Below are 26,418 nucleotides of genomic sequence, written 5' to 3'. Positions count from 1 at the left end.
GCTTGGTGCAGCCGTGCGCATGCTGGCTGGAACTTACCGCAGGTTTCCAACGCGATTACCGCATCGCCTGTCACCGCACCGCACATTCAATCGCACCCTGTAGCGCGGTGACGCCGCAGACCCCCTCAATGGTGATAGCCGGTTTCTGCAGTGACCTTGCCGCGAAACACCCGATACGACCACACCGTATAGCCCAGGATCAGCGGCAACAACACCACCAGGCCGATCAAGGCGAACACCTGCGAAGACGGCGGCGCGGCGGCCTGCCAGATGGTGTAGACCGGCGGCACCAGGTAAGGCCACATGCCCAGCACCAGGCCGAGAAAGCCGAGCACGAACAGGCCCATCGCCAGCAAGAACGGCGGCATATCCGGCCGCCCCGCTTCCGTGGCACGCCACAGCGCAACGCCGACGATGGCGACCAACACCGGCACCGGCATCAGCCACAGGTAATGCGCGCCGGTGAACCAACGCTCCATCACATGCGATTGCAGCGACGGCAGCCAGGCGCTGACCAGGCCGATGAAGAGCAACACGGCGATGGTCAGCGGCCGACTCAATCGACGCGCAAGCTGCTGCACGTGGCCTTCGGTCTTGAGGATCAACCAGGTGCTGCCGAGCAAGGCATAGCCGAACACCAGCGCGGCCCCGGTAAGCATGGCGAAGGGACTGAACCAGCCCCAGATGCCGCCGACATAGCGGTCGTTCTCGATCGGCAGGCCCTGCACCAGCGCGCCCAGGATCACGCCCTGCGCAAACGTCGCCAGGATCGAGCCGGCGGCGAAGGCGTTGCTCCACAGCCGCCGCGAACGCTGCGCCTTGAAGCGGAACTCGAACGCCACTCCGCGGAACACCAGCGCCATCACCATCAACAACACCGGCAGGTACAGCGCCGACAGAATCACCGCATATGCCTTGGGAAACGCCGCCAGCAGCCCTGCCCCGCCCAGCACCAGCCAGGTTTCGTTGCCGTCCCAGATCGGCGCGGCGGTGTTCATCATCAGATCCAGTTGCACCTCATCCTTGCGGAACGGCGCCAGGATGCCGATGCCGAGCACGAAGCCGTCCAGCACTACGTACATCAGCACTCCGAAGCCGATCACCGCGAACCACGCCACCGGCAATACGCTGCTCATGTCCATCATGCGGCTCCGTCGATCGGTTCGTCGGCCGCCGACAGCGGCCGTGCGGGCGTATGTTCGCCGTGGTCCAGCTGCGGCGCGTCATGCGGGGTCGGCCCGATCTTGCCGATCTTGACCAGGTACCAGATGCCCCAGCCGAATACGAATGCGTAACCGGCCACGTACACCGCCAGCGAGATCGCGGTCATCAGCGTCGATTGCGGGCCCACTGCATCGGCGGTGCGCAACAGCCCATAGACCACGTACGGTTGCCGCCCCATCTCGGTGACGAACCAACCCGAGACCAGCGCGATGAAGCCGCTCGGCAACATCCAGCGCCAGGTCGCCAGCAACCAGCGCCACTGCAGCAACTTGCCGCGCCACCAGGCGAACGCCGATACCCAGGCCACCAGCAACATCAACGAGCCGATCCCCACCATGATGCGGAAGGCGAAGAACACCGGCGTCACCGGCGGACGATCGGCCGCCGGCACCGAGGTCAATGGCGCGATGCTGCCATCCAGGCTATGGGTCAGGATCAGGCTACCCACGCGCGGAATCGCCACCTCGTAATCGTTGCGCTCGGCCTTCTCGTTGGGCAACGCGAACACCACCAGCGGGACGCCCTTGCCCTGCCCGTCGTCGTGCCAGTGCGCTTCCATTGCCGCGATCTTCATCGGCTGGTGCTTGAGCGTGTTCAGGCCATGCATGTCGCCGACGAAGATCTGCAGTGGCACGGTAATCGCCGCGAAGGCCACCGCCAGCTTGAGCATGCGCAGCCCGGCCTCGCGGTGTACGCCGCGATGCAGATACCACGCCCCCACCGCACCGACCACGAAACAGGTGGTGATGAACGAGCCCAGCGCCATATGCGCAAGCCGGTACGGAAACGAGGGATTGAAGATGATCTTCAGCCACGCCACCGGATGCACGATGCCGTCGACCACCTCATAGCCGGCCGGGGTCTGCAACCAGCTGTTGGACGACAGGATCCAGAACGTGGAGAACAGCGTGCCCAGCGCCACCATGCAGGTGGCCAGGAAATGAAGACGCTCGGAGATGCGCCCCCAGCCGAACATCATCACGCCCAGGAAACTGGCTTCCAGAAAGAACGCGGTGAGCACTTCATAGCTGAGCAGCGGGCCGATCACGCTGCCGGCGATGCGGCTCAGCTCCGGCCAGTTGGCGCCGAACTGGAACGCCATCACGATGCCGCTGACCACGCCCATGCCGAAGGACACGGCGAAGATCTTCTGCCAGAAGAAATACAGCTCGCGCCATACCGGCTGGCGGGTGCGCAGCCAGCGCCATTCGAGAAAGGCCAGCAGGCTGGACAGCCCGATGGTGAATGCGGGAAACAGCACGTGGAATGCGATGACGAACCCGAACTGGATCCGCGATAACAGCAAGGCATCCATGGAGAATCCTCCAGGAGAGATGGGGCAGCATCAGCGCACAGGTTGCGGGTCGACGAACGAAGTAACAGTGTGCTCGATCGCGACGTCTGCGCTACAGGAGCATCATAGAGAAGGTCGTGCTCGTTCCCGATGCGACACGGCGTCGCATCTGCGGCAAATTGCCGCGCTTGTGCTGCAACGCGATGCTACACCCTATGTGCAAAGCCCACCACGCCGCCGGTCCGCACGCAGGTCGCCGCAAAGCGCTACGGCCGCACTCGCTCCCAGACCCGCAGGAAATTGCCGCTATACACATCGACGATGCGTTGCGCAGGCCATCCGGCGTCCATCATCGCCTGCGTGAACCTGGGCAGATCCGCGCCGCTGCGCATGCCGGTCGGCAGGCTGGAGATGCCGCCATCGAAATCGCTGCCAAAACTCAGGTGTTTCCATGGATCTTCGACGATCCCCATGTCGGCGATCTGTCGGGCGAAGGCTTCGTAATAGCCAATGACAAACGCGAGATCGGCATCCATATTCGGCTTGCCATCGGCCAGATAGGAATGCTGCAGGAAGTACGGCGCCAGGATGACGCTGATGCAGCCACCGGTCTGAACGATGGCGCGGATCGCCGCGTCGTCCAGCCCCCGGTCGAGATGACGCGACGGCCGCGTCTCGGCGCCACGGGTGACGCTGCGCGATGCGGCATGCGAGGCGAAGGCCGGCACGTTGCGACGGGCGCAGATGGCGCAGGCGTCGAGTATCCCCTGGCTCGACGTATGCGAAAGATCCACCAGCAGCCCAACATCGATGCAGCGCTCCACGACCGTGCTGCCGAACTCCGAGAGCCCCGCGCCCTCGATCCCACGCCACGGATTGAGCGGCGCATAGCCGGCCTGCGAGATGTCGGTATGGCTGAAATGGTTGAGCGTCACATAGGCGGCGCCGGCCTTGGCAGCGATCTCCAGACGCTGCAGGCGCAGCGCCTGGCTGCGGATCCCGCGTGGTCCAAGCATATGCGCCCCCTCCAACGACAGGATGGCGCAGCAAAGACCCTCGGCCCGAATCGCGCGTAACTCGGCAGCGCTGCGTGCCAGCCGCATCCGACCGTTGCTCGCCGTCACCATCTCCTCGACATAGCGCTGATGCTCCACCCAGTTCTTCCAAGGATCGAGAAAAGGCGCACCGATGAGGTTTTCCCACAACGCGTGGGCGCTGAAGCAGGCAGCTCCGTACCCGCCCGCGAGAAAGTCCGGGCCGCTCACGTGGTACATCAGCGGTTGATTGCGACCTCTCGGCGAGGTTTTGGACGTCAGCCAGAGGATCAGAGAGCGTCGATGCGCTTTCCAGTCGCCCTTCCAGAAATCGAAGCCGCCCAAGCGCGACAGATACAGGGAGTCCAGATGCGTATCGACCGGATAGGCCAGCGCATGCACTGCATCCAGCGTGGGCTTGGCAGGCAGGACGGCAGAGTTCTCAGATGAGACGGCATGCATGGAAGAACCCCGGCAGTGACTTGTGAAAGATCAAATGCCAAAACGACGCGTTCGATCGTTATGGAATACCAGGCCGATCTTCTCAAGGCGCCTTGACGGGGCGAACAGGTTCGCCCAAATGACGGTAACTGAACTGGATCAGCAGATCCAGAAAGCCGTCGCTCGGCCGAGCAGGAAAACGCAAGACTGCTGGCGTGTTTCTCATTTCGACCGTGCGAAGGAGATCCCTGCCGCCTGTCTCCACCGCTGGATGACCATTCGCATGCGGCTCCAGTCACCCTGCCCTGGCCGTTCGGGCGACGCAGCGGCCAAGCCATGCCGACACGATGCGGCAAGCCGCGATGGGAACCGCAAACGACCCGTCAGCGCTCACACCAGGACTCGCAGTCTCACGTCCGCGCACGGACACGTCGCGCCACTTCGCTGACCATCGCAATGAAGGCAGTCAAACCGACCATCGACAGGAACTGCGCACGGGTATCGTCCGACCACGCGAGCAATACGAAGATCACCGCCAGGATCGCCAAGGCCAGCACGGTCAGAAACGGATACCCCCGCATACGGAACGGCAGCGCGATGCCGGCGCGGTCGGCGCGCGCGCGCAGGATCAGTTGCGACAGCAGCGAGATCGTCCACACCAGCAGACAGGTGGCGCCGACGATGTTGAGCAGCATCGGCAACACCTTGTTGGGGTACAGCAACTCCAGCGCCGCCGCTGCAAAACCGAACAGCACGCTGGCGATCACCGCCGCCAGCGGCACCTGCTCGCCGCTGGTCTTGCCAAGCAGCTGCGGCGCCTCGCCGCGCTGGGCCAGCGAAAAGATCATCCGCGAGGCGCCATACAGGTTGGCGTTGAGCGCCGACAGCAAGGCCACCACGGCGACCAGCGTGATGGCGGTGGCCGCGCCGGGAATGCGCGCCACCTCCAGCACGGAGGCGAACGGCGAGCGGAGCGCCACCCTGTCGGTCCACGGCACCACCGCCACGATCACGCTGATCGAGCCGATGTAGAACACCAGGATGCGCCAGGCCACGGTGCGAATGGTGCGTGCCAGGCTGCGGCCCGGGTCGGCGGTTTCCGCAGCGGCCACGGCCACGATTTCGGTGCCGCCGAAGGCGAACACCACCACCAGCAACGCCGCGCCGATGCCGGCCAGCCCCGTCGGCGCGAATCCGCCGTTCCGGGTGAAGTTGGACATCCCCGGCGACGCCACGCCGGGCAACCAACCGGCCAGCAAGGCCACGCCGATCAGCAGGAACACGATGATCGCGACGACCTTGAGGATGGCGAACCAGAATTCGAACTCGCCGAAATTGCGCACGCCGAGCAGATTGATCGCCGTGAAGGTGGCCATGAACACCACCGCCAGCAACGGCACCGGCAACGCCGGCCACACCGAGGCGAGCAGGCCTGCGGCGCCGACCGCCTCGGCCGCGATCACCACCACGATCTGCAACCACCACAACCAGCCCACCGTCGCACCGGCGGTCGGCCCCATCGCGTCGGCTGCATACACAGAGAACGCACCGCTGGCCGGCTTGGAGGCGGCCATTTCGCCCAGCGCATTCATCACGATGATCACCAAGGCGCCGGCGATCAGATACGACACCAGCACCGCCGGCCCCGCCGCGTGGATACCCACGCCGGAGCCGAGAAACAGCCCGGCACCGATCGCCGTGCCCAGGCCCATCATCATCAATTGCCGCGGTTTCAGCGCATGGCGCAACGCGGGCGCGGTGGACGGAGCGGTCTCAGCAACGGGATCGGTCGGAAGCGGCATGGACGGGCTTGGCTGGATGGAATCGCGACACGATACCGCGTCGCGGCGCCCGCCGCGCCCCTTGATGCCTGCCTGGAAGAACCTCACCAAGCCTGGCAACCCGCGCCCTGCCATTCGCCCCCATCGGGGGTCCATCTCGCCGTGCCCGCACGCTGCCGTAGATCCACTGCAGGCGCGATGGAAGAATCCGCAGCGAACTGTGCGGCGCCGATAAAAAAATCCCCGGACATGCCGGGGATCGGTGTTGCCGCTACGCCTTGCCAGCGATCACTCGGCCAGGTTGGTGCCCGCCCCTGCGGTGGCGATCACCTTGGCCTTGACCTGCGCGGCCGGCGTGACGGTGTAGATGTAGCCAAGCGATTCCGGGAACACCTTGGTGCTGACCCAGTTGGTGGCGTTGGCATACGGCTTGCTGCCATCCGGGGTGCCCCAGGTGATGCCGCTGCCGACGTAGTTGTTGATCAGGTCCCAGTAGCCGATCTCGCTGCTGTCGCGCGAGGTCACCGGGTTCTTGATGTTCTCGAAGTAGTTGGACTCGATCTTGGCCACGCCGCCCATGCGCACGTTGATGCCGGAGGTGCTGACGTTGTTGAAGTAGTTGTTGTAGATGTGGCTCAGCCCGCGACGCTGCAACGGCACGCGCGCATCCACGTTCTCGAAGCGGTTGTGGTGGTAGGTGGTGCGGGCGGCCGCGTTCTTGGTGTCGCTATCGCTGTAGCCGTTGAGCGCGACCTTTTGATAGTTGTAGACGTAGTTGTAGGACACGGTGACGTGGTGCACGCCCTTCTTCATGTCGATGCCGCCATCGAACGAGGCATCGCCAGCGCCCGAGCACTTGGTCAACGACGCGAATATGGTGTTGTGATCGATCCAGATCTTTGACGGCTCGCCACTGGAATTGCCTTCCAGGGAAATCGAATCTGCATCTTCGCCACCCTGCAACAGACCGATGGTCATGTTCTGGACGATCACATTGTGCGCGTTGCCGACCACGCGGATGCCGAAGTTGGCCGAGGATCCATTTGCGCCCTTGATGGTGACATCGCTCTTGTTCTTGATCTGCACGGTCTTGGCCGGCAGTTTCCACTGCGCGCACACGTCCTTGATGGTGCCGAAGTCGAACTTGCCGGTGTAGTTGAGCACCAGCCCGCCACTGCCGGAATAACTGTCGATGGCCGACTGCATGGCCTCGAAGGTGGTCACGGTGACCGGCATCTTGTTGCCGCCGCCGGTGGTGGCAGCACCGTACCCGACCGGGCCGGCGATAGCGCTCGTGGCGCAGGCGGACAGTGCGAGCGCGAGTGCGCACTGAAATGTGGTGATACTCATGCAGTCTCTCCCAATGATGTCGAAAAGCCATGCGTGCTGTCGGCGCAATGGCGACGACGGCAGCAAAGCGGTGCGTGGGGGCCGCATTCTTCGCGCGATTCAAAACATAAAACAATTATCCAACGTTGAAACCTTGACGCACCACGGTGTTCTCCTTGCGGGACATGCAAAAGAGACAGCGAAAGACAGTGAGGACAGGACATCTCCACAGGCAGGCGACCGCTGCATTTGGATCGATGCAAGCAAGCGTTGGCGCGCATGCTTGGCGTGCGTCAGCCCTTGGCTGCTGGTGAAGCGATCACCACTGCATCGCATGCGCTTGCAAACGCGCAGCGGTGCGAAGAGACATGGCGTGGCTGCGCACGATTGCATGCAACCAAGAGTGCGTATGCGTCAGCGCAGATCGTGCGCGGCAATGCGATAACGCTGATGGAGCGTCGGCGTGCAGGAGCGCCGTGGTGATGGCGCACGCACCGTGTCGCCGCTGTGCGTCGGCGCGACCTTGGCGCTCGCTTGCCTGCTGTCGCGGGACGATCCGATCGCCATCTTGACGATCATCCACATCCGCACCAGCTGGCCGACTGGCAACTTGTCGCTAGGCGTGACAGAACCGTCCTCGGCCTGTGCGTAATGCATCAGGCAACCCGCAGGGTGCAGCACAGATGTACGCGTTGATCCAAGCGCCCTGCGTGAGCGGCCATGCGCTTTCCACCCGCAGCATCGGCCCGTACGCCGTGCGCCCTGGCAGGTCACCCGCTCAGACGGCGGGACTGGCCAACACCGACGGGCGTGCCAATTCTCCACCGAGCCAGGGCGTCTGGTCGTCGAGGAAGTTGCCGACCAGGCGCATGCAGGCAGCACGTTCTTCCACGTGCGGCATGTGACTGGAATTGGCGAACACATGCCAGCGCGCCTCCGCGATCAGGCGGGCGTAGGGCTCCACCGTCTCCGGCGTGGCTTCGTCGTACTTGCCGGACAGCACCAGCGTCGGGACGTTGATACGGTGCAGGCGCTCGATGATGCTCCAGTTACGCAGGCTCCCCACCACGTGGAATTCGGTGGGACCGTTCATGGCGTGGTACACGGTCGGATCGGCATCGATGGCGGCGAACGTGCGCGCCACCTCTGCCGGCCACGGCACGGTGCGGCACACGTGCTGCGCGTAGAACACCTGGCTTGCGGCGCGATAGGCCGGATCGTCCAGCGTGCCGGCGGCTTCGTGCGTGTCCAGCGCCGCCTGCACATCCTCGGGCAGGCGCGCACGCAGGCGCAGTGCCGCAGCGCGCCACAAGCCCATCGATGCCGGCGAATTGGCGATCACCAACGCACGCAGACCGGTCGGCCGACGCACCGCATGCTCGGCGGCCAGCATCCCGCCCCACGACTGGCCCAGCAACGCATAGCGCGACAAGCCCAGGTGCGTGATCAGGGTCTGCAGTTCATCCAGAAACAATCCCACCGTCCAGAAGCCCGGATCGGCATTGGGCAGATGGGTGGAGTGACCGTTACCGAGCTGGTCGTAATGGATCACCGCGCGGCCATTGGCCGCCAGATCCTTGAAACTGTCCACGTAGTCGTGGGTGCAACCAGGGCCGCCGTGCAGGACGATCAGCGGGCAATCGTCCGCGCGCAGGTCGCCGGTAATGCGGTACCAGGTGCGGTAGCCGCGGAATTCGACGTAACCCTCGGTGGACTGCATGACCTACGCCTGCCTACGGCAATGTGAGCGCCGAGCCTAGCGACCGTATGCGGCTGCGATAACTGGCAAATCTCCCAGGTTTTGGCGCGTCCGCGCCCACGCGGAGGTACCGGCGGCGCATCGGTTCAGCCAGATGCGCCTGGCCAGCGGCGGCCCGATCCAACCTGCCCTCCACTGCGAGTAGCGGTTCATCGGAGCGCCGGCTCTGCGCTGCGCCTCCATCGCAACGGCACGGAATCACCGGATCACGGTTCCAGCAGCCGATAGTGCATGCCGCGCACCACCGCCTCCACGCGATTGCGCGCACCCAGTTTGCGCGCGGCGGAGTTCAGATGCAGGTTCACCGTCGCGGTTGAGCGATTGAGCGCGGCCGCAATGCTTTTCGAGGTCAGGCCCTTGGCCGAATACTGCAGGCATTCGCGCTCGCGGCGGGTCAGCGCGATGTGGCAGCAGCGGCGTTCGTGCGGATCGAGCAACGTCTGCGCGCGGGCCTGGAAGGTATGCGCCAGCAACAGGAACAGCGACAACTGCGCTTCGGCCAATCCCGGCCCCTCGGCGGACACGGTGTCCACCGCCGCGGTAAATGTCGCGAACGCGCCGCCTGGCAGATGCAATGGCACGGTGACACCGGTGCCCATGCCGCTATCGCACAGATAGCGCGTGATCTGTGGATGCAGACCACCGACGTATTCCACTCCGGCCCTGTCGCCATCGGTGCGGTACGACCAGACGAAGGGGGTGGCGCGCTGCGTGGCACGCTGCTGAACGGGGTCGTTCTGGTAGTAGCCGTGTTCGCACCATACATGCTGCATATCGCGCGGCGCGTTGCGCTGCAGGAATACCGACGGGGTGATCAGCGTGCCCTCCATGCTCAGCGGTACGGGTGCGTAGTCGTACACCAGCGACTGGAAGCCCAGCCCGCAGACATCGCGGAACACCCGATCCAGGCAGGCGTCGAGCGTGTGCAGCGCCTGCAGATCGCGGCCCAGGCTGGCCAGAGTGTCGAACATGATGGGCCCTTCGGAATCGACGTTGTCGCTGGAGGACATCCAGCTTGGAAAACCTAGCACTTTTACCAATGAATGGGCTTGCCGGCCACTTTATCGTCACAATGCCAGTCAGGCAGCTGCACTGCGGCATCGACGTTCAGGTGCTGCGGCGCCTGCATCGAGATCCGGACCTTCTCTCAGCGGACAACTGCATGACCGACACCCCACGCCGCGACGATGCGGCCACGCTGGAACGCTTCGGCTACACCCAGGAGCTCAAGCGCCAGCTCACGCTCAAGGATCTGCTGATCTACGGGCTGGTGTTCATGGTGCCGACCGCACCGTTCTCCATCTTCGGCGGCGTGTTCGACATCAGCGCCGGCATGGTGCCGTTGACCTACCTGCTCGGCTTCGTGGCGATGCTGTTCACCGCGCTGAGCTACCAACAGATGTCGCAGGCGTTTCCGGTGGCAGGCTCGGTGTATGCGTACGTGGGGCGCGGTATGAGCAGCGGCATGGGCTTTCTGGCCGGCTGGGCGATCCTGCTCGATTACCTCCTGGTGCCGACCCTGCTCTACGTGGTCGGCGCCAATGCCATGCACAACGTGTTGCCGGCGGTGCCGCAGCCGGCGTGGATCGCCTTCTTCGTGGTGCTCAATACCGTGGTCAATCTGCGCGGCATCGAAACCACCGCGCGTGCGAATCGGTTCTTTCTGTATGCGCAACTGGTGGTGTTGGCAGTGTTCGTGGTGCTGGCGAGCCTGGCGATCCAACGCGGCGTCAATGGTGCGTCCTGGAATCTGCGCCCGTTCTACAACCCGCAGGCGTTTTCGCCACAATTGATCTTCAGCGCGTTGTCGGTGGCGGTGGTGTCGTTTCTGGGCTTCGATGCGATTTCCACGCTGTCGGAAGAAACCCGCGGCGGCAACCGCGTGGTCGGCCGGGCCACCTTGCTGGCGTTGCTGATCGTGGCGAGCTTGTTCATCGTGCAGACCTGGCTGGCCGCGCTGCTGCAACCGACCCTGCAACGCTACCCGAGCGCACAGGCCTCCAACGATGCATTCTTCGAGATCGGGCGTTTGATCGCCGGGCCGTGGATGCAGATCGTCATCGCGCTCACGGTGGCGATCAGCGCGGCCGTCGCCAATTCATTGGTGGCGCAGGCGGCCACCTCGCGCCTGTTGTTCGCCATGGCACGCGACCGCCAGCTGCCCGCGTTCTTGCGCTACATCCATCCGCGCACCGGCGTGCCGCAGCGCGCCATCCTGCTGGTGGCCGGCTTGAGCATGGTGTTGGGCGAAGTGTTCGTCGGGCAGATCGCACTGCTGTCCTCGTTATGCAATGTGGGCGCGCTCAGCGCGTTCATCCTGTTGCATCTCGCGGTGCTGTGGCACTTCCGCAAGCAAGCACGCAGGATGCTGCACGGCGGGGTGCCCATCGTCGGCATCGTGATCCTGGCCTATGTGCTGATCAGTTCCGACCGACATGCGCAGCTCGGCGGCACTGCATGGATGGTGCTCGGGCTGGCGGTGTTGGCCTTTCTTAAAGTCAGCGGCCGCTCCACCGAGTTCCGCGCCAGCGATGCGTTGGGATAGCGCCGGTTAGAACGCGTGCCTGGCCTTCCGCACTGCGTGTTGCCGATCTTCATGGCCGGCTGCGCTGCGTCAGCCAACGCAGTGCATCGGCCAGCGCCTGCCATCCATCACCAGCCTTCGGCATCGGTTACGAAGATGCCTGCATGTAGGCCCGCAGAGGTGACGCCCACGGTGTGCGCCGCTCAGCACGCGGCTTGCGTGAGGCGGTGAATCGATGTTTGCACACACGATTGCATCTTTCTTGATTGCCAACCTCTGAACGAGATTTTCCGCACATATTCAGCTATCAACATTCGCTAGTCTCGTCCGGCGCCAATGATGGCGCCCGCAGGCTGTGGCCCCCGCCGCAACCTGCCGCTCCCTGACGACAAGGACTACCCATGAATCGCAAGAATGCGTTGTATCTGGCCCTGTTTTCCGCAGTTTCCGGCTCTGCGCTGGCAGCACCGCCAACCGAAATGGACGCAGCGCCGGTCGGCACGGCGCCGCAAGCGGCCAAGCTCGGCGCGGCGACATTGCAGTCAGCAAGTTTGCGCGGCGGCATCCTGCCCACGCGCGTGGTGCAGCTGAGCGCGCCCACCAGGACCGACATCAGCCGCGTGCGCGAGCGCCGTATCGCGCAGATCAAGCATGGGCAGCCCTTGCAGATCGGCTTTTCGCGTAGCGTGGCCAAGCCGGCGATCAACCTATCAACCCTCGATTGGCAGATGGCCGGCGACGGTTCGCGGGTGGCGACCCTGCAGGTGAGCTCCGCACAGGCAGCGTCGCTGCGCGCAGCGTTGATCTTGCGTGGCGCCGGCGCAACGCCAGGCGACCCGTCAAAGGTGACGCTACGTTTTGCCGGCGACGATGGCCGCGTGTTCGAGCAATCCGGCGCCAGTTTTGCAACCAGCGACAACGACATCGGCTGGTCGCCAACGGTAAGCGGTGAGACGCTGCTGGTGGAAATCTCGTTGCCGGCCGGCCAGTATCCGGAGAACTTCAGTCTGCGCATTCCGCAGCTGTCGCATCTGGACATCAGCCCCACCGCCAGTACGCGCGAGATGATGACCATTGCCATCGGCGAAAGCGACTCATGCCAGAACGATGTCGTCTGCCGAGCCAATCCCACTGCCGGTTTCACCAATGCCACAAAAGCCGTGGCACGTATGGTGTTCACCACCAGCCAGGGCTCGTTCCTGTGCACCGGCACCTTGCTCAACAACAGCAACTCGCCCAAGCGCTATCTGTTCTGGACTGCCGCGCACTGCATCAGCACCCAGACCGTTGCCAATACACTGCAGACCTACTGGTTCTACGATGCAGCCAGTTGCAACGGCAGTACAGTGAGCTCGCAGGCAACGACATTGAGCGGCGGCGCGTTCCTGCGCCATGCCAATACCACGCGCGACACCGCCTTGCTGGAACTGAAGAGTGCACCGCCCAGCGGGGCGTTCTATGCGGCCTGGAATAGCGCAGCGATCGGCGCCACCGGCACCTCGATCGTGGGCATCCACCACCCGGCGGGCGACGTCAAGAAGTATTCGCTGGGCACCGTCAATGCACTGAGCACGTCCCTGGACGGCAAGAGCCCGCTGTACCGCGTGGTCTGGAACGATGGCGTCACCGAAGGTGGCTCGTCCGGCTCCGGCCTGTTCACCGTCGCCAGCGGTGGTGCGTATCAGCTACGCGGCGGCCTGTATGGCGGTTATTCGTTCTGCAGCGCGCAAACAGATCCGGATTACTACTCGCGCTTCTCGGACGTGTATTCCACGATCTCCAGCTACTTGGGCCAGTAAGCGGTTCAAGGCACGTGGCGGGTGGTAGACCGCCTGCCACGTTCGATCGCACCTGGCTTACAGTGAGCGCTTTCGACAGGAGGCCTCATGTCCGCCGCTTCTCCACATCGCTCCCGTCGGCAGCTGCTGCGCATCGCATTGGCTGCGGGCACGCTGACCGTGGCAGGTCAACTCGGCGCTGCACGACGGGTCGAGTCGAAGAAAGCAGGTTCACCAGCCGACCCGGCACCGCCGGCGCCTTTCCCTGACAATTTTCCGGCCAAGGGCAGCGTGCTGGTGCTGCTCGGCACCAAGGGTGGCCCAACCCCATCGCCGCTGCGCGCCGCAGCCGCCAATGCCTTGGTCATCGACGGGCAACCGTATCTCATCGATTGCGGCAATGGTGTTGCACAGCAACTGGCCAAAGCCGGCATCCGCCTGCCTGCGCTACGCGATATCTTCCTGACCCATCACCACTCCGATCACAACGCCGACCTGCTCAACGTGGTGTGGCTGGCGTGGGCGAGCGGGCTGCAAACCCCGGTGCATCTGTATGGCCCGCCTGGTATCGCCAGGATGGTCGACGCCTTTGTCGACATGAATGCCATCGACATCGAGGCACGCATCCGCGAAGAAGGCCGCCCGCCGTTCAAGCCGCTGATCCACGTACACGAATTTGACCGACCCGGCACGGTGCTGCAGAACGATCAGGTGACCGTCACCGCGACGCTGGTCGATCACTACACACTCAAGCCGGCATTTGCTTACCGCTTCGATACACGCGACCGCAGCGTGGTGTTCTCCGGCGACACGCGCTACGTGCCGGCGTTGGCCGCGTTCGCGAAGAACACCGACATCCTGGTGCATGAGGTGATGTATCTGCCAGCACTGGAGAAGATGCTCAAGACCAACGACAGCGCGCCGACGCTGCTCGACCACCTGCTCGAGAGCCACGCCACCAGCGAGGACGTGGGCAAGATCGCGACGGCGGCGAACGCAAAGCGACTGGTCCTCAATCACTTCGTGCCCGGCGGCGACCCGACCATTACCGATGCGATGTGGAGCGAAGGCGCGCGCAAGCACTACGCCGGACCGATTGTGGTTGGCAAGGATCTGATGCGATTGTAGCCAAGCAACGGGGCGAGCCGATGCCAGCGCATCCCGGCGGTGTCACGTCATGTGCCTGTGCACCAGCGAGCATGCACGAGCGAACGGCGCAGAGCAGGCGCTGCATGAACATCGACAGCGCTGCATCTCCGTTTGCCTTTTACGCCACAACCGGATTGCGCAACCCCCATACGCTCGCTCCGGCTTTGCAATACCCATCGATAAACGCCTGCTGCGATGGCATCTGCGCCACCGCATGCCGGATCGGCTGTGCGATGCCGTCGAGCAGCCGGTGCAGGTCCCGATCGGAGATGGCGCGTGCCAGCGGGTGATGCTGCTGCGGCATGATGCCCTGGCCCATCAATACATGGGTCCAGGAATCGACGCGGAACAGCTCATCGGCACCTTGCCACGCATGCGCACGTTCGCGCCAGGCACGCAGGCGCAAGGCGAGCGACGCGGGCAGTTCCATGCTGCGGCATTGCTGCCATAGCGGTTCGTCACGCTGGGTGGCGTGGTAATGCAGGATGACGAAGTCGCGCACGTGTTCCATCTCGGCGCGGCTGATGTCGTTGAACAGGTCCACCTGCGACGGCGCGATACCTTCTGCCGGGAACAAGGTGAGCAGGCGCACGACGGCGGCAATGGTGAGATGGATGCTGGTGGATTCCAGCGGCTCGATAAAACCGCTGGCCAGGCCCAGCGAAACCACGTTCCTGTTCCAGGCCTTGAGCCGGCGGCCGGTGCGGAACGGTACCAACCACGGTTCCTTGAGCGGCGTTGCGGCAACGTCGCGCAGCAACTTGGAATGGGCCTCGTCATCGGATAAATGCCGGCTGGAAAATACCAACCCGTTGCCTACCCGATGTTGCAGCGGGATGTGCCAGCGCCAGCCGGTGGCATGCGCGATGGCGCGGGTATACGGCACCGGCGGACCGACCGCTTCGGTCTGCACTGCAACGGCGCGGTCGCACGGCAACCAGTGGCTCCAGTCTTCGTAGCCGGTGTGCAGGGCCTGTTCGATCAGCAGGCCGCGAAAGCCGCTGCAATCGATAAACAGATCGCCTTCGAGCACCTGCCCGTCGTCCAGCACCATACTGGCGACATCGCCGCTATCGGGCTGCAACGTCACCTGCTGAATCTTGCCTTCGATGCGTTTGACGCCATAGGCTTCGCTGCGCGCGCGCAGGAATTTCGCGTACAACGCCGCATCCAGGTGATAGGCGTAATTGACCGCAGGCTCGCGCAGCAAGGCAAAACGGTCGACGCGCGAGGCCGCCGTCTCCAGGCAGTAATCGCCGAACGTGCCGGGCATGCCGCGACGCTGACCTTCCAGCCATAGATGATGGAAGGCGCAGACCAGCGTGCTTTGTCCGGTGATCCCGAACGGATGGAGATAGCGCTCTCCCTCGCGACGCCAATGCTCGAAGGAAATCGACAACTTGAAGGTGCCGGCCACTGCACGCAAGAATTCCTGTTCGTCGATCTGCAGGAAACGATGGAAGCTGCGGATCGGCGGCACGGTGGATTCGCCCACGCCCACGGTGCCGATCTGCTCGGATTCGACCAGGGTGATATCGAGCAACTCGCGGAACTGATGCGACAACGCACATGCAGCGATCCAGCCAGCGGTACCGCCGCCGACGATGACGACCTTGCGAATCCGAGCCTGGGTCACTGCGCGCTCCTGTGCGTAGGGTTGGGGCGGCCAACAAACCGGTGCCAGCGGTTGCAAGGTGGCTGCAGATCGATCAGAAAACCCGGAGTAAGCGAGCGTCAAATAACGATTCCGGACAGCCGTCTTGCCTGCCCGGCGGCTGTGCAGTGCGCTGGCGATGCGCGCTCGAGCTGATCCCGGCCCTCAACGATTCAACCTGCCGATCAACATGGCGCGCAGCTGGCGCGCCAGGGTGGGATCGATCGGCCCCAAGACATGCCGCGCCTGTTCGGGGAGATGTTCGCCGGCACGCTCGGCAGGACCGAACACGTAGTAATCGAACAATGCCTGCCACGCCTGTTTTTCCGAAGCGGGCCGGTCGCGGATGGCCCACAGCGCGTGATACAGCGCCTGCATCGGCGCCGGCAGGTGGGCGGGCATGCTGCTCCACCAATAATTGACCAGCACGTTGAACGGCTGCAGCGACTGCACGTGGTGCCACCACATGCTGGGAATAAACAAGGCATCGCCCGGCTCAAGCACGGCGGTCTGTGCGTGTGCCAGCGCGCCGGCCACACGCGGATAACGCTGCAGATCCGGGTTGGCGATATCGACCATGCTCACCACCTGCCCGCCCGGAGTGGGCTCCAGCGGGCCGGGATACAGGTTGGCGATTTGCCCTGGCGGAAACAGCGTGAAACGACGCTGCCCCACCGCGCAGCAGGCCAGATTATTGGGGGCATCGTAGTGGCATGAAGCAATGACACGATTGCCGATCCAGATGCTGGGCTGCACCGCGTTGCCATCAGCCACCACGTCGAGCGCATTGGCCGCACGCAAACCCGGCAAGCTGTCGTCGACCGGCAACGAAGCCAGGTAATACGTGGGCGGCTGCGGGTCATCGCGATGGCTGGCGATGGCATCCAGCAACATGCTCAGGCTGCCGCGCTGCACATCGAAGTTCAACGCCGTGCAATCGTCGGTATAGAACGGGCGGCCGGCGATGGTCGGGGCACCATAGGAGAACTGCAGGATACGTCCGCTGTCGTGCGTGCGCAGCAGCGCCATCGCCTCGTCCGGGCTACGACGCCCTGCCTGCACCAGCGACCAGTCGCGTGCGATGCCGCGCAGCACCACCGGCACGGCCGCCTCGCAGAGTTCGGCAAGCGGCAATGCGTCAGGCTGGCAATCGCCGCGCTCGGCAATCGCGGCGATTGCCGGCAGTGACGCCATGGATGCGCTCGCCGTCATCGGTCAGGCGTATGCGGCGGCGGCAGGCGTGCGCTGTGCCTGCTGCTGCAAGCGGCGTTGTTTCTCGGCCATCAACCGGCGCACATTGTGCAGCGAGGCCAGCATCAGGAATGCGGCTTCCAGATAGCCGGCCTGATGCAACTGCTGCAACGCTTGCGCATCGAGCGCGGCAAGCCGCTCGCGGTCGATGACGAACAGACCTTCCAGCTGCGTGGCATGGGTTGCATCCAGCATGACATCCAGCTGCATGGGCTGGATCAGCCCGAGCGCATCGAAGGCAGCGGCCATCGCCTGACCGGCCTCCACGCCGTCGCGGATGCCGCGCAGCACACCGATGATGTGCTCCAGATAGGGGCTGTGGCCGCCCTGCGGCAAAAACACCGCCTCGCCTTCGTCCCGGCTTACGCGCGGGTGCTCCAGATCGACATGGATCACCGGCTCCTGCACCAGTACGCCATCGACGTGCTGCTCCTGAAAACCGATCAGAAATGGCCCCTTGGCCACGATGCCCGGCAGGTAGCTGGCATTCCAGCGCCCGTCATGCAGGAACAGATTTTCATCCTGGGCAAAGCCCAGCAACGCCACCGACTGGTAGCCGGCAGTTGCAGGATCCTTGCGAAAGAACAACGGATACTCACGCTGCAATTCGGCGTACTCGGTGACGAAGGCCGGCACCAGGCCGAGCGCATCGCCGAACTCGGCGCCGAAGCGCAGGATGACGCGAAGATCGTGATGGGCCACGTTGTTGAGCACTGCGTATCGCGTCATCTGAACCTCCAGCAGTGATCCGCGACGGACGACCGCATTGCGTGGGTGTGAGCCGATCATGCGGCGGCATGCTGCGCTAGCCGGAGACCAGCATTGCCAAAAAGCCGCAGGCGGGCAAGCGGCAAAGCAGCATGCACTGCAGGGCTGCAGACACCGGTGCCGCTATGCGCACCCTGCCAATATGAGGCTAGCCGCACTTTCGCATGCACGCGCGGCTCTGCGCACGGTGGCGGCCACGACAAGGACGCGTGGGCATGCGCCTCGGCAATACGGTCGCGGCCGCCGTCCAGGACAGCGGCCGCATCGATATGCAGCACACCGATCCCCTAGAACACGTAGCGCACGCCCAACGTGTAACGCGGTTGCTGGTCGATCAGGCGGATGACCTGCTTGTCCGAGCGCCCGTGCCAACGCACGTCTTCGCCAGTCAGATTGATTGCCTCAAACCCCACCGATAGTTGCTTGCTGAAGGCGTAGCTGACACTGAGATCCCACTGCTGGTAGGCCTCGACGTAGTAGGGATTGCGGTTGGAATTGTCCTGGTTGGCGGCGATCAGATACTCGTCGCGCCAGTTCCAGGCCAGACGCGCGCTCCAGCCGTACTTTTCGTACATCAGCATGGCATTGGCGGTGTCGCTCAGGCCGAGCAATGCGAACTGATCCCGATCGATCACGGTGTTGTCGAAACCCACATCGCCTTCGACGATGGTGTAGTTGGCGTAGATACCGAAACCGCTGCTGCCGAAGAAGTACTGCCCGCCCAGTTCCCAGCCGTGGATGTTGGCCTTGTTCTGGTTGATCGGCCGTGACACGTCGAACTGATACAGCGGGTCGGACGTATTGCCGACGATGTCGTAGGCGCTCTCCAGTGCAAGGCTCTGCGCAGAACTGCCGTTATAGGCAGCCAGGCCGCCGGTGGCAGCGGCGTTGCGCAGCAACGCCATCGCGGCGAACAGCGAGGTGTCGTTGGCCGAGCATGCCGCCGCGACGTCGTTGCCCGACGCCCCCACCTGCGCAGCACAGGCACCGCTCTGCAGGAAGGCCAGCGCCGATTGTGCGTCCGGGCCGGAGGTGGGATCGCGCAGCCCGTACAGCGATTCGCGCGAGACCGTGTTGCCGATGAAGTTGCTGACGCGCTTGTTCCAGAACGTGGCCGACACGTAGCTGGCGTCGGCGAAATACCACTCCAGCGCCAGATCGAGGTTGTCCGATTCCAGCGGGTCCAGTTGCGGATTCTGCGAATCGCCGCCGGCACGGTTGGATGGATTGATCAGGATCGAGCCATTGGGCGTATTCGGCGTCGGGCCTGCGATGAGGTTGTTGTAGGGCGCACGCGCAATGGTCTGGCCGAACGACGCGCGGCCCTTCAACTGGTCGGTGATGTCGATGCTGAAGTCGAGATTGGGCAGGATGTAGTTGTAGCTGGTCTTCTCGCTGAAGGGTTGCTGCTGGCCGGAGCGCTCCAGCAGGAAGTCGTTGTTGGCCTGCCAGAGCAGCCCGGTGGGCGTGGCCACCTGCGAGGTGGACTCCACATCGGTACGCTCGTAGCGCAACCCCAGCCGCGTATTGGTGGTCATGCCGGAGATGTCGCCCTTCAATTCCAGCTGCACGTAGGCGGCGCGGGTCTTTTCTTCCACCTGGTTGTTGGCGCTGTACTGCGGGTTGTAGCGCGTGGTGGCACCGTACTGGCTTCCGCCCCAGAGTGCGAGCTGATCGGCATCGCCACGCCACGCATTGGGCGCGGCACCGTTGGCGTTGAAGTCCTTGAACATGCCGGTGATGCTCACCGGCCGCAACAACGCCTGCATGCCCGGCTCGTTGCCGGCATTGGTCACACCCCAGTCGCCGAGCGTGGAATTGGTGTCGCTGGTGAGCCGGTTCATGGTGGTATTGGCCGTGCTTACACCGAACTGGAAGCGCCCGTCATCGAAGTCGAAGGTGCCATCCACGCGCCCTTCCTTGATTTCGGTCACCTGCGATTGGTAGTAGATGCGCAACACCTGCGAGCCGAGCTCGGCGGGAGTGAAATCCGGGTTGACCACGCCGTTGGTGCCGGCCAACGAATCGGCGGCGGTGGGATACCAGGTGCGTGACCCGATCGGCAGCGAGTTGTTGAACCACAGTTCCTGCCCCCACTGACCGTTACAGGACGGGCCGTTGGTGCAGTTGTTGGTGCCGGCGAAACTGAAATAGGTGGCACTGCCGCCGGTGACCGGGTCGTTGGGCATGCTCTTGGTTTTGGAGTTGTGCGCGTCGAACGAGAGCTGGAAACGATCGCTCACTTGCCAGTCGGCATTGAAGCCTAGCGAGCCGAGCGTGTACTTCTGCTCGTTGCGCTGCTGCTCCATGCCGAAGTCCTTGGCGCCGTTGGGCACGTCGCGCAGATACACCGGCGTGGCCACCGCCTGGCCGGTGTCGAAGGTCAGATCGGTGAAGCTGTTGGCGCGTTGCAGCCAGATCCCCTGCTCACCGCGCTCCTCGCGGATTTCATTGGACGAATAGGTGTAGTCCAGGGTCAGGGTGAGGCTGTCGCTCGGCGCGAACTGCATCACCGCCTGGCCATTCATGCGCTCGCGCTGGAAGTCGGCGAATGCGTAGCGCAGATCGTTGGGCATGCCGTACAGCTGGCCGATCGCCGGTGCGTTGGTCACCACCGCATCCGGCCGTAGCGCCGGATCGGTGCCGGTCCAGCGCTGGATATTCCAGGCGTTTTCGGTGGCCTGCACCGAGCCGCCGTGCCGCTTCTGGTAGCTGCCGCTCAAGCCGATACCGAAGGTCTTGTCGGGATTGGTATAGCTGAAAATGCCCGACACCTCAGGCGTGAGCGAATCGCCGAACGGCTGCGACCGGTCGGAGACCATCTTGGCGCCGGCATTGGCGACCACCCCGGAGTGATTGAACGGCTTGTCGGTCTGGATGTTGATGGTGGCGCCGATGCCGCCGCTGGGCGCGGTGGCGCGGCTGGTCTTGTAGACCTCGATGCCGGTGATGGCTTCGGAGGCGAGCTGGGCGAAGTTGAACGCGCGCGTGCCCACGTCCACGCCACCGATCGGCGTCTGGCCCGGCGCACCGAACGCATCGGCACCAGGAATCAGACGACCATTGAGCGTGACGGTGTTGAACTGCGGGCCGAAACCGCGTGCGGTGACCTGTGCACCTTCGCCGTCGCGGCGTTCGATCGAAATACCGGTGATGCGTTGCAGCGACTCTGCCAGATTGGTATCGGGAAATTTACCGATGTCCTCGGCACTGATCGCATCCACCACGCCGGCTGCATCGCGCTTGATGCCCATCGACTGATCCAGGCTGCTACGGATGCCGGTGACATTGACCGCATCGAGCGTGGTGGCGTCGGTAGCGGACTGCGGCGTTGCGACCTGCCGCGCGGGCACGTCCTGCGCAAATGCAGGGTTGATGACCAACAGGCCACCGACGAAGGTAAACATGGCCTTCGACTTCAAACTGCTCAACGTACGACGCATCGATCTATCCTCGGGTCTGGAGTCAACACCCACGGCCGCCGTCGCGGGATGCGACACGGCGATTGTTTGGCTACGCGACTTGATCCGCCACGTGCGCTTATCTCTCTGCAGCACTGCATCTGATTCCCCGCGTGTGATGCACGCGGCCATCCCCCTGATGCCGACCATGCGTGCCGGGTTGCAGACGAACCCGGCCTGAGCCACAACCCATGCAACACCTGCGTACCGACCTTTCAAGCGGCACGCCTGCGACCAACGCTGCTACGCGACCACTCGCTCAAGCCAGTGCCAGCAACCGTTTCAAGACTGATAGCGCTAACACGGGGCGCAGCCTAGTCATGCGTGCCAGTGCTTGTCACCGTGCGTTGCAACAAACACGCAATGCCACGCGACAGCACAAAACAGCGCGCGCGCTTGAGCCTGCAAGGTAAATGCAGATGCACCGTGGCTGTAAGCGTTATCAGCCGATGCCTGCGGTGATGCGGCATCCCCCTTTCCCGCGCGCGCAATCGCAAGGCTGCACGAAGGCGGCGTTGAAAAGTTGCGCAAACTCTCGCAGTGACGGAACAGCACATGCGATGCAAGGTCGCGATGGCAACACTGCAACGCCATCATCCCCAAGCCGGAGACGGGCACATGCGCTGCGGTTGTCGAGTACGTCGCTCGCACTGGCCACAACAAAAAAGCGCGCAACCGTTGCAATCGATTGCGCGCTTTTGCGCTCCAGCCTGGCACATCGTGCCCGTCGCATCCGCGCCATGGCGGCGCGGATGATTGCATCGGCAACAGCTAGCCGATCACATCCAGTCGGTTGTCGCTGCGTTGCGCATCGGGCAACACATGGTCCGGGTCCAGCGTGACGTGCAGCACCTTCTGCGTGGTCGGCAGCGTCAACGTGGGCGCGGTGCTCTGCAGCCACGTCTCCACCGGCACACGGCGATCCAGATGACTGCCGTCGGCCAGGTCCACGCGCACGGTCACCGGCATCACCAGTTTCTGCCGGCTGCGCAGCGTGAGCTGTACGCCCTTGGCAGGATTGTGATCGATGTAATGCGCCTCGCTGATTCCCATGTCCAGCTGCCAGTTATTGAGATACCAGCCGCGCCACCACCATGCGAGATCCTCGCCGCTTTCGCTTTCCATCAGCCTGAAGAAATCCGACGGCGTGGGATGTTTGTAGGCCCAGGTGGCGATGTATTTGCGGAAGGCCGGATCGAAGCGTTCCGGCCCGAGGATCTGCTCGCGCAACAGCACCAGCCCCAATGCGCCTTTGAAATAGGTCAGTGAATGGCGGTACTTCTCGCTGGTGGAATCGGCATTGTCCATCAACGTCGGCGCGCTGGTATCGGCCAGCAACGGCAGGATTTCATCGACCGGGTTGCCGCCCTTGGGCGCATATTCCGAATCGCGCTTGGGCGCGTATTCGCCCTTGTTGAAGGCGTCCGATGCATACACGTCGATGAAGGTGTTGAAGCCTTCATCCATGAACGCATGCCGGCGCTCGTTGGAGCCGACGATCATCGGGAACCAGGTGTGGCCGATCTCGTGCGCGGTGATCCAGAACAGATCCTTGCCGCCATCTTCAAAGCCATCGAAGACGATGCCCGGATACTCCATGCCCGCGCCATACCCACCCAGGTTGACCGCCGCCGGCCATGGATAGGGGTACCACTGCGAAAAATGCTCGATCGCGCCTTTGACGTATTCGGTGGAGCGGTTCCACTTGTCCGCGCCCACGCCTTCGACCGGATACACCGACATCGCCAGCGACTGCTTGCCGCCGGGCAGCTTGATGCGCGCGGCGTCCCAGACGAACGCAGGCGAGGCGGCAAACGCAACATCGCGCGTGTGTTCCATATGGAAGCGCCAGGTGCGCGTGCCGGCTCCCGCCGGCTTGGCAGCACGCGCGGTCACTTCATCGGGGGTGCGGATCAGGACGGTGCGATCGCTCTCACGCGCCTGTTCCAGACGTTGCTGCTCGGCGCGGCTGAGCACCTCGGACGGGTTGGTCAGCGCGCCGGAACCGGCGACCAGAAAGCCCTCCGGCACGGTCACCGCATAGTCGAAATCACCGTATTCCAGATAGAACTCCGAGCCCAGATACGGCTGCGTGTCCCAGCCACGCAGATCGTCGTAGACCGCCATGCGCGGATACCACTGCGCGATCTCGTAGATCTCGCCCTGCTTGCTGGCACTGAACGCCGTACGGCCGCCCCAGGTGCCCGGAATCGTGTAGCGGTAGCGGATATGCACGGTGAGCGCCTTGCCCTGCCCGGGCAGCGGCTGCGGCAGGTCCACCCGCATGCGGGTGTCGTCGACGACAAAGTGCGCGGGCTGGCGGCGGCCACCGGTGTCGATCTCGACACTGGCGATCTGCATGCCCTCAGTGAACTGGGTGCGCCGCGACGGCCGGCTGGCGGCAGCGCGCGCATCGGTGCGGTAGATATTCTGATCCAGCTGCAACCACAACACGTCCAGCGTGTCCGGGCTGTGGTTGGTGTAACGGATCGCCGCCTCGCCGGTGAGCGTATGGCTGGCCGGATCGATACTGGCGTTGAGGGTGTAGTCGGCACGGTTCTGCCAGAACAGCGGGCCGGGCACGCCGCTACCGCTGCGGTAGGCACTGGGTGCATCGGGCAATTGCAGCGGGGCGAACAGGGCCAGCGGATCGAACGCGGCGTTGGCACCTGGCGGGCTTTTTGCCGGCGCGGCCTGCGCATACGAGGTGACGCACGCCAGCGACAGCGCAATGGTGAGCGAGCGACGCAAGCTGGGGAACATGGGGGAGATCCTGCGGCGGAGGGGATGCCCATCCTACGGTTGCCTTCGCCTGCCGTGGCACTGCCATTGGTCCCGGTTGGGGCGTTCAGGTATCGCCCGATGCCGGGCACGCCGGCTTGAGACGCCTCGCAGCGCAACCGCTGCGGGCGTGGGCCAGAGCGCCAGGCTGCTGGCCCGTCCACGCTCGCCCGAAAGCGACGCCGCTGCCCGGCCGACGCCGTCAGTCGGCGGCAAGCCGTGCCAGTCGCATCGGGCCATCTCCACCCTCGGCCAGCGTGTCGTCTGGATTGCTCAAGCGACAACGCCGCAGCGACAGGCAACCGCAGCCGATGCAGTCGGTGAGCTGATCGCGCAAGGCCTGCAGCTCGGCGATACGTGCGTCCAGTTGACCGCGCCAGCGCGCCGACATGCGCGCCCACTCCGCGCGCGTGGGGGTGCGCTGGTCCGGCAATACCGAGAACGCATCGAGCACCTGCTGCAGCGGTACACCCAGCCGTTGCGCCACGCGGATGACCGCAATGCGTCGCAGCACATCGCGCGCATAGCGGCGTTGATTGCCCGCCGTGCGCAGGCTGTGGATCAAGCCTTTGCGCTCGTAAAAATGCAGCGCCGACACCGCCACGCCGCTGCGCCTGGCCACTTCACCCACGGACAACTCACGCTGCATTGCCTTGACCTCAACCTTGGTTGAGGCAGGATGCTGCGCTGCCATGACCGGTGCAAGCACTGTCGCCATGGCCTGCACACTTCAGTTTCTGGATATTCGATGCCCGCCGATACCGCCTCGCCCGCTACAGCCAATCGCCACACGCACCCCACGTCCATCCTCGCCGCTCCCTATCGCGCCGCGACGCTGGGCATGGTGGCACTGGTGTCGCTCAACGCTTTCGAATCGCTGGCAGTTGCCGCCGCCATGCCGACCGTGGCACGCGAATTGAACGGGTTGTCGCTGTATGCGCTGGCGTTTGGCGGCACGCTGGCGACCAGTGTGGTGGGCATGACCGCTGCGGGGCACTGGAGTGATCGTCGCGGCCCGGGTGGCGCGCTGGCCGCAGGGCTGGTGTGTTTCGTGATCGGCCTGTTGGTTGCCGGGCTGGCGCCGAGCATGCCGCTGCTGATCGCCGGCCGCTTGCTGCAAGGACTCGGCGCCGGCGCGTACTCGGTGGCGCTGTACGTGATCGTCGGCCAGCTGTATCCGGCAGCCTTGCAACCGCGCGTGTTCGCCGCGTTCTCGGCCGGCTGGGTGGTGCCCTCGTTGATCGGGCCGGGCATCAGCGGGTTGATCGTGCAGCACGCGGGATGGCGCTGGGTGTTTCTGTCGGTGCCGCTGCTGGCCATTCCGGCCGGGCTGATGCTGTGGCCGGCAATCCGCGGGCGGGCGTGGTCGAGCGCGGCACCCGGCGACTCCACTGCGGCATTGGGCTGGGCGATCGGCGCGGCGATCGGCGTGCTCGGCGTGTATCTGGGCGGACAATTGCAGGGAATGTTCGCGTTGTTGGCGATGACGCCAGCGCTGTTGCTCACGGTGTTCTGCGCCTGGCGCCTGCTGCCGGCCGGCACGCTGCGGCTTGCCCGCGGCCTGCCCAGCGTGATCGCGCTGCGCGGCATCGCGGCGGCGGCGTTCTTCGGTTTCGAGGCGTTTCTGCCGCTGCTGCTGTCGCGCGAACGCGGGCTGTCGCCATTACTGGCCGGGGTCGCGCTGAGCGTCGGTGCGCTGGGCTGGTTCAGCGGTTCGTGGTACCAGGGCCATAGCCGTGCTGGCTGGTCGCGCCCACGCCTGCTCAAGACCGGCGCGCTGTTGATGTCGTTGGGCATCGTGATCAGCGCCGGCGCGGTGTGGCCGGCGATTCCGGTGCCAGTGGCGATGACGGGTTGGGCGCTGACCGGCCTGGGGATGGGGCTGCTGTATCCGAGCCTGTCGGTGTTGATGTTGTCGCTGTCGCCGCCCGCGCAACAGGGTGCCAACAGCTCGGCGCTGCAGTTGAGCGAAGCGATTGCGGTGGCCGCCGCGCTGGCGCTGGCCGGTGCGTTGTTCGCCGCGCTGCTGACATCGGCGACGGTCGCCGCGTACCTGAGCGTGTTCGCACTGGCCTGGCTGCTGACGGCGGCGAGCTTTTGCGTGGCGCGTCGGGTGTGATGGCTGGCGCGGCGTCCAGCCAGCGATGCAGCGAAGCGCTGACCATGGAGGCGGGCCAACCGATCTGCATC

Annotated in this window: 18 protein-coding genes; 4 read left to right on the top strand and 14 right to left on the bottom strand. The window is 64.3% G+C overall.

Going from position 1 to position 26,418, the window contains the following annotated elements; genetic code table 11:
- Positions 1-125: 125 nt before the first annotated feature.
- From cydB to GGR61_RS08095, 8 genes are all read right to left on the bottom strand, one after another.
- Positions 126-1,142 (bottom strand): cytochrome d ubiquinol oxidase subunit II, encoded by a 1,017-nt coding sequence (gene cydB, locus GGR61_RS08130; protein WP_184621075.1) that lies wholly within the window; start codon positions 1,140-1,142, stop codon positions 126-128.
- Positions 1,142-2,539 carry a cytochrome ubiquinol oxidase subunit I gene (locus GGR61_RS08125; RefSeq protein ID WP_184407058.1) on the bottom strand — a complete coding sequence of 466 codons (1,398 nt, stop codon included), beginning with the start codon at positions 2,537-2,539 and terminating at the stop codon, positions 1,142-1,144. The genes cydB and GGR61_RS08125 overlap by 1 nt, the downstream gene beginning before the upstream one ends.
- A 245-nt stretch (positions 2,540-2,784) precedes the next feature.
- A complete protein-coding gene (locus GGR61_RS08120) occupies positions 2,785-4,014 on the bottom strand; it encodes a dipeptidase (RefSeq protein ID WP_184407059.1) in 1,230 nt (409 codons plus the stop codon).
- 389 nt (positions 4,015-4,403) lie between these two features.
- Positions 4,404-5,795, bottom strand: coding sequence for an amino acid permease (locus tag GGR61_RS08115; RefSeq protein WP_184407060.1), 1,392 nt, complete (start codon positions 5,793-5,795; stop codon positions 4,404-4,406).
- A gap of 267 nt (positions 5,796-6,062) precedes the next feature.
- On the bottom strand, positions 6,063-7,124 hold the full coding sequence (locus tag GGR61_RS08110) for a pectate lyase (protein WP_184621074.1): 1,062 nt from the start codon (positions 7,122-7,124) through the stop codon (positions 6,063-6,065).
- Between the two features lie 393 nt (positions 7,125-7,517).
- On the bottom strand, positions 7,518-7,682 hold the full coding sequence (locus GGR61_RS08105; protein ID WP_184621073.1) for a hypothetical protein: 165 nt from the start codon (positions 7,680-7,682) through the stop codon (positions 7,518-7,520).
- 199 nt (positions 7,683-7,881) lie between these two features.
- Entirely contained in the window at positions 7,882-8,823 is a 942-nt protein-coding gene (locus GGR61_RS08100; RefSeq protein ID WP_184407063.1) for a proline iminopeptidase-family hydrolase, read from the bottom strand.
- Positions 8,824-9,068: 245 nt separating this feature from the next.
- On the bottom strand, positions 9,069-9,833 hold the full coding sequence (locus GGR61_RS08095) for a LuxR family transcriptional regulator (protein WP_184621072.1): 765 nt from the start codon (positions 9,831-9,833) through the stop codon (positions 9,069-9,071).
- A gap of 191 nt (positions 9,834-10,024) precedes the next feature.
- Between GGR61_RS08095 and GGR61_RS08090 the strand changes: the two genes are divergently transcribed.
- The 3 genes from GGR61_RS08090 to GGR61_RS08080 all read left to right on the top strand — a co-directional run bounded on the left by GGR61_RS08090 (position 10,025) and on the right by GGR61_RS08080 (position 14,292).
- On the top strand, positions 10,025-11,407 hold the full coding sequence (locus GGR61_RS08090) for an APC family permease (protein ID WP_184407065.1): 1,383 nt from the start codon (positions 10,025-10,027) through the stop codon (positions 11,405-11,407).
- 380 nt (positions 11,408-11,787) lie between these two features.
- Entirely contained in the window at positions 11,788-13,185 is a 1,398-nt protein-coding gene (locus tag GGR61_RS08085) for a trypsin-like peptidase domain-containing protein (protein ID WP_184407066.1), read from the top strand.
- A gap of 87 nt (positions 13,186-13,272) precedes the next feature.
- Positions 13,273-14,292: an MBL fold metallo-hydrolase gene (locus GGR61_RS08080; RefSeq protein ID WP_184621071.1), complete on the top strand. Its 1,020-nt coding sequence runs from the start codon at positions 13,273-13,275 to the stop codon at positions 14,290-14,292.
- A 139-nt stretch (positions 14,293-14,431) separates the two neighbouring features.
- Here GGR61_RS08080 and GGR61_RS08075 read toward each other — a convergent pair whose 3' ends face one another.
- From GGR61_RS08075 to soxR, 6 genes are all read right to left on the bottom strand, one after another.
- On the bottom strand, positions 14,432-15,949 hold the full coding sequence (locus GGR61_RS08075; RefSeq protein ID WP_184621070.1) for a tryptophan halogenase family protein: 1,518 nt from the start codon (positions 15,947-15,949) through the stop codon (positions 14,432-14,434).
- 183 nt (positions 15,950-16,132) lie between these two features.
- Positions 16,133-17,179, bottom strand: coding sequence for a cupin-like domain-containing protein (locus tag GGR61_RS08070; protein ID WP_184621069.1), 1,047 nt, complete (start codon positions 17,177-17,179; stop codon positions 16,133-16,135).
- Between the two features lie 3 nt (positions 17,180-17,182).
- The gene (locus tag GGR61_RS08065; protein WP_184621068.1) at positions 17,183-17,947 is read right to left on the bottom strand and encodes a SapC family protein; all 765 of its coding nucleotides are present in this window, start codon (positions 17,945-17,947) and stop codon (positions 17,183-17,185) included.
- Between the two features lie 326 nt (positions 17,948-18,273).
- Positions 18,274-21,429, bottom strand: a complete 3,156-nt coding sequence (locus GGR61_RS08060) for a TonB-dependent receptor (protein ID WP_184621067.1) — start codon at positions 21,427-21,429, stop codon at positions 18,274-18,276.
- Between the two features lie 789 nt (positions 21,430-22,218).
- A complete protein-coding gene (locus tag GGR61_RS08055; protein ID WP_184621066.1) occupies positions 22,219-24,210 on the bottom strand; it encodes a M1 family metallopeptidase in 1,992 nt (663 codons plus the stop codon).
- 220 nt (positions 24,211-24,430) lie between these two features.
- Entirely contained in the window at positions 24,431-24,877 is a 447-nt protein-coding gene (gene soxR / locus GGR61_RS08050) for a redox-sensitive transcriptional activator SoxR (protein ID WP_184621160.1), read from the bottom strand.
- Between the two features lie 99 nt (positions 24,878-24,976).
- Between soxR and GGR61_RS08045 the strand changes: the two genes are divergently transcribed.
- Positions 24,977-26,347, top strand: a complete 1,371-nt coding sequence (locus GGR61_RS08045; RefSeq protein ID WP_184621065.1) for an MFS transporter — start codon at positions 24,977-24,979, stop codon at positions 26,345-26,347.
- Positions 26,348-26,418 lie beyond the last annotated feature (71 nt).

This window comes from Xanthomonas sp. 3058 (genome assembly GCF_014199765.1).
Lineage (GTDB): Bacteria > Pseudomonadota > Gammaproteobacteria > Xanthomonadales > Xanthomonadaceae > Xanthomonas > Xanthomonas campestris_B.
This window is presented reverse-complemented; position numbering and strand designations above follow the sequence as displayed.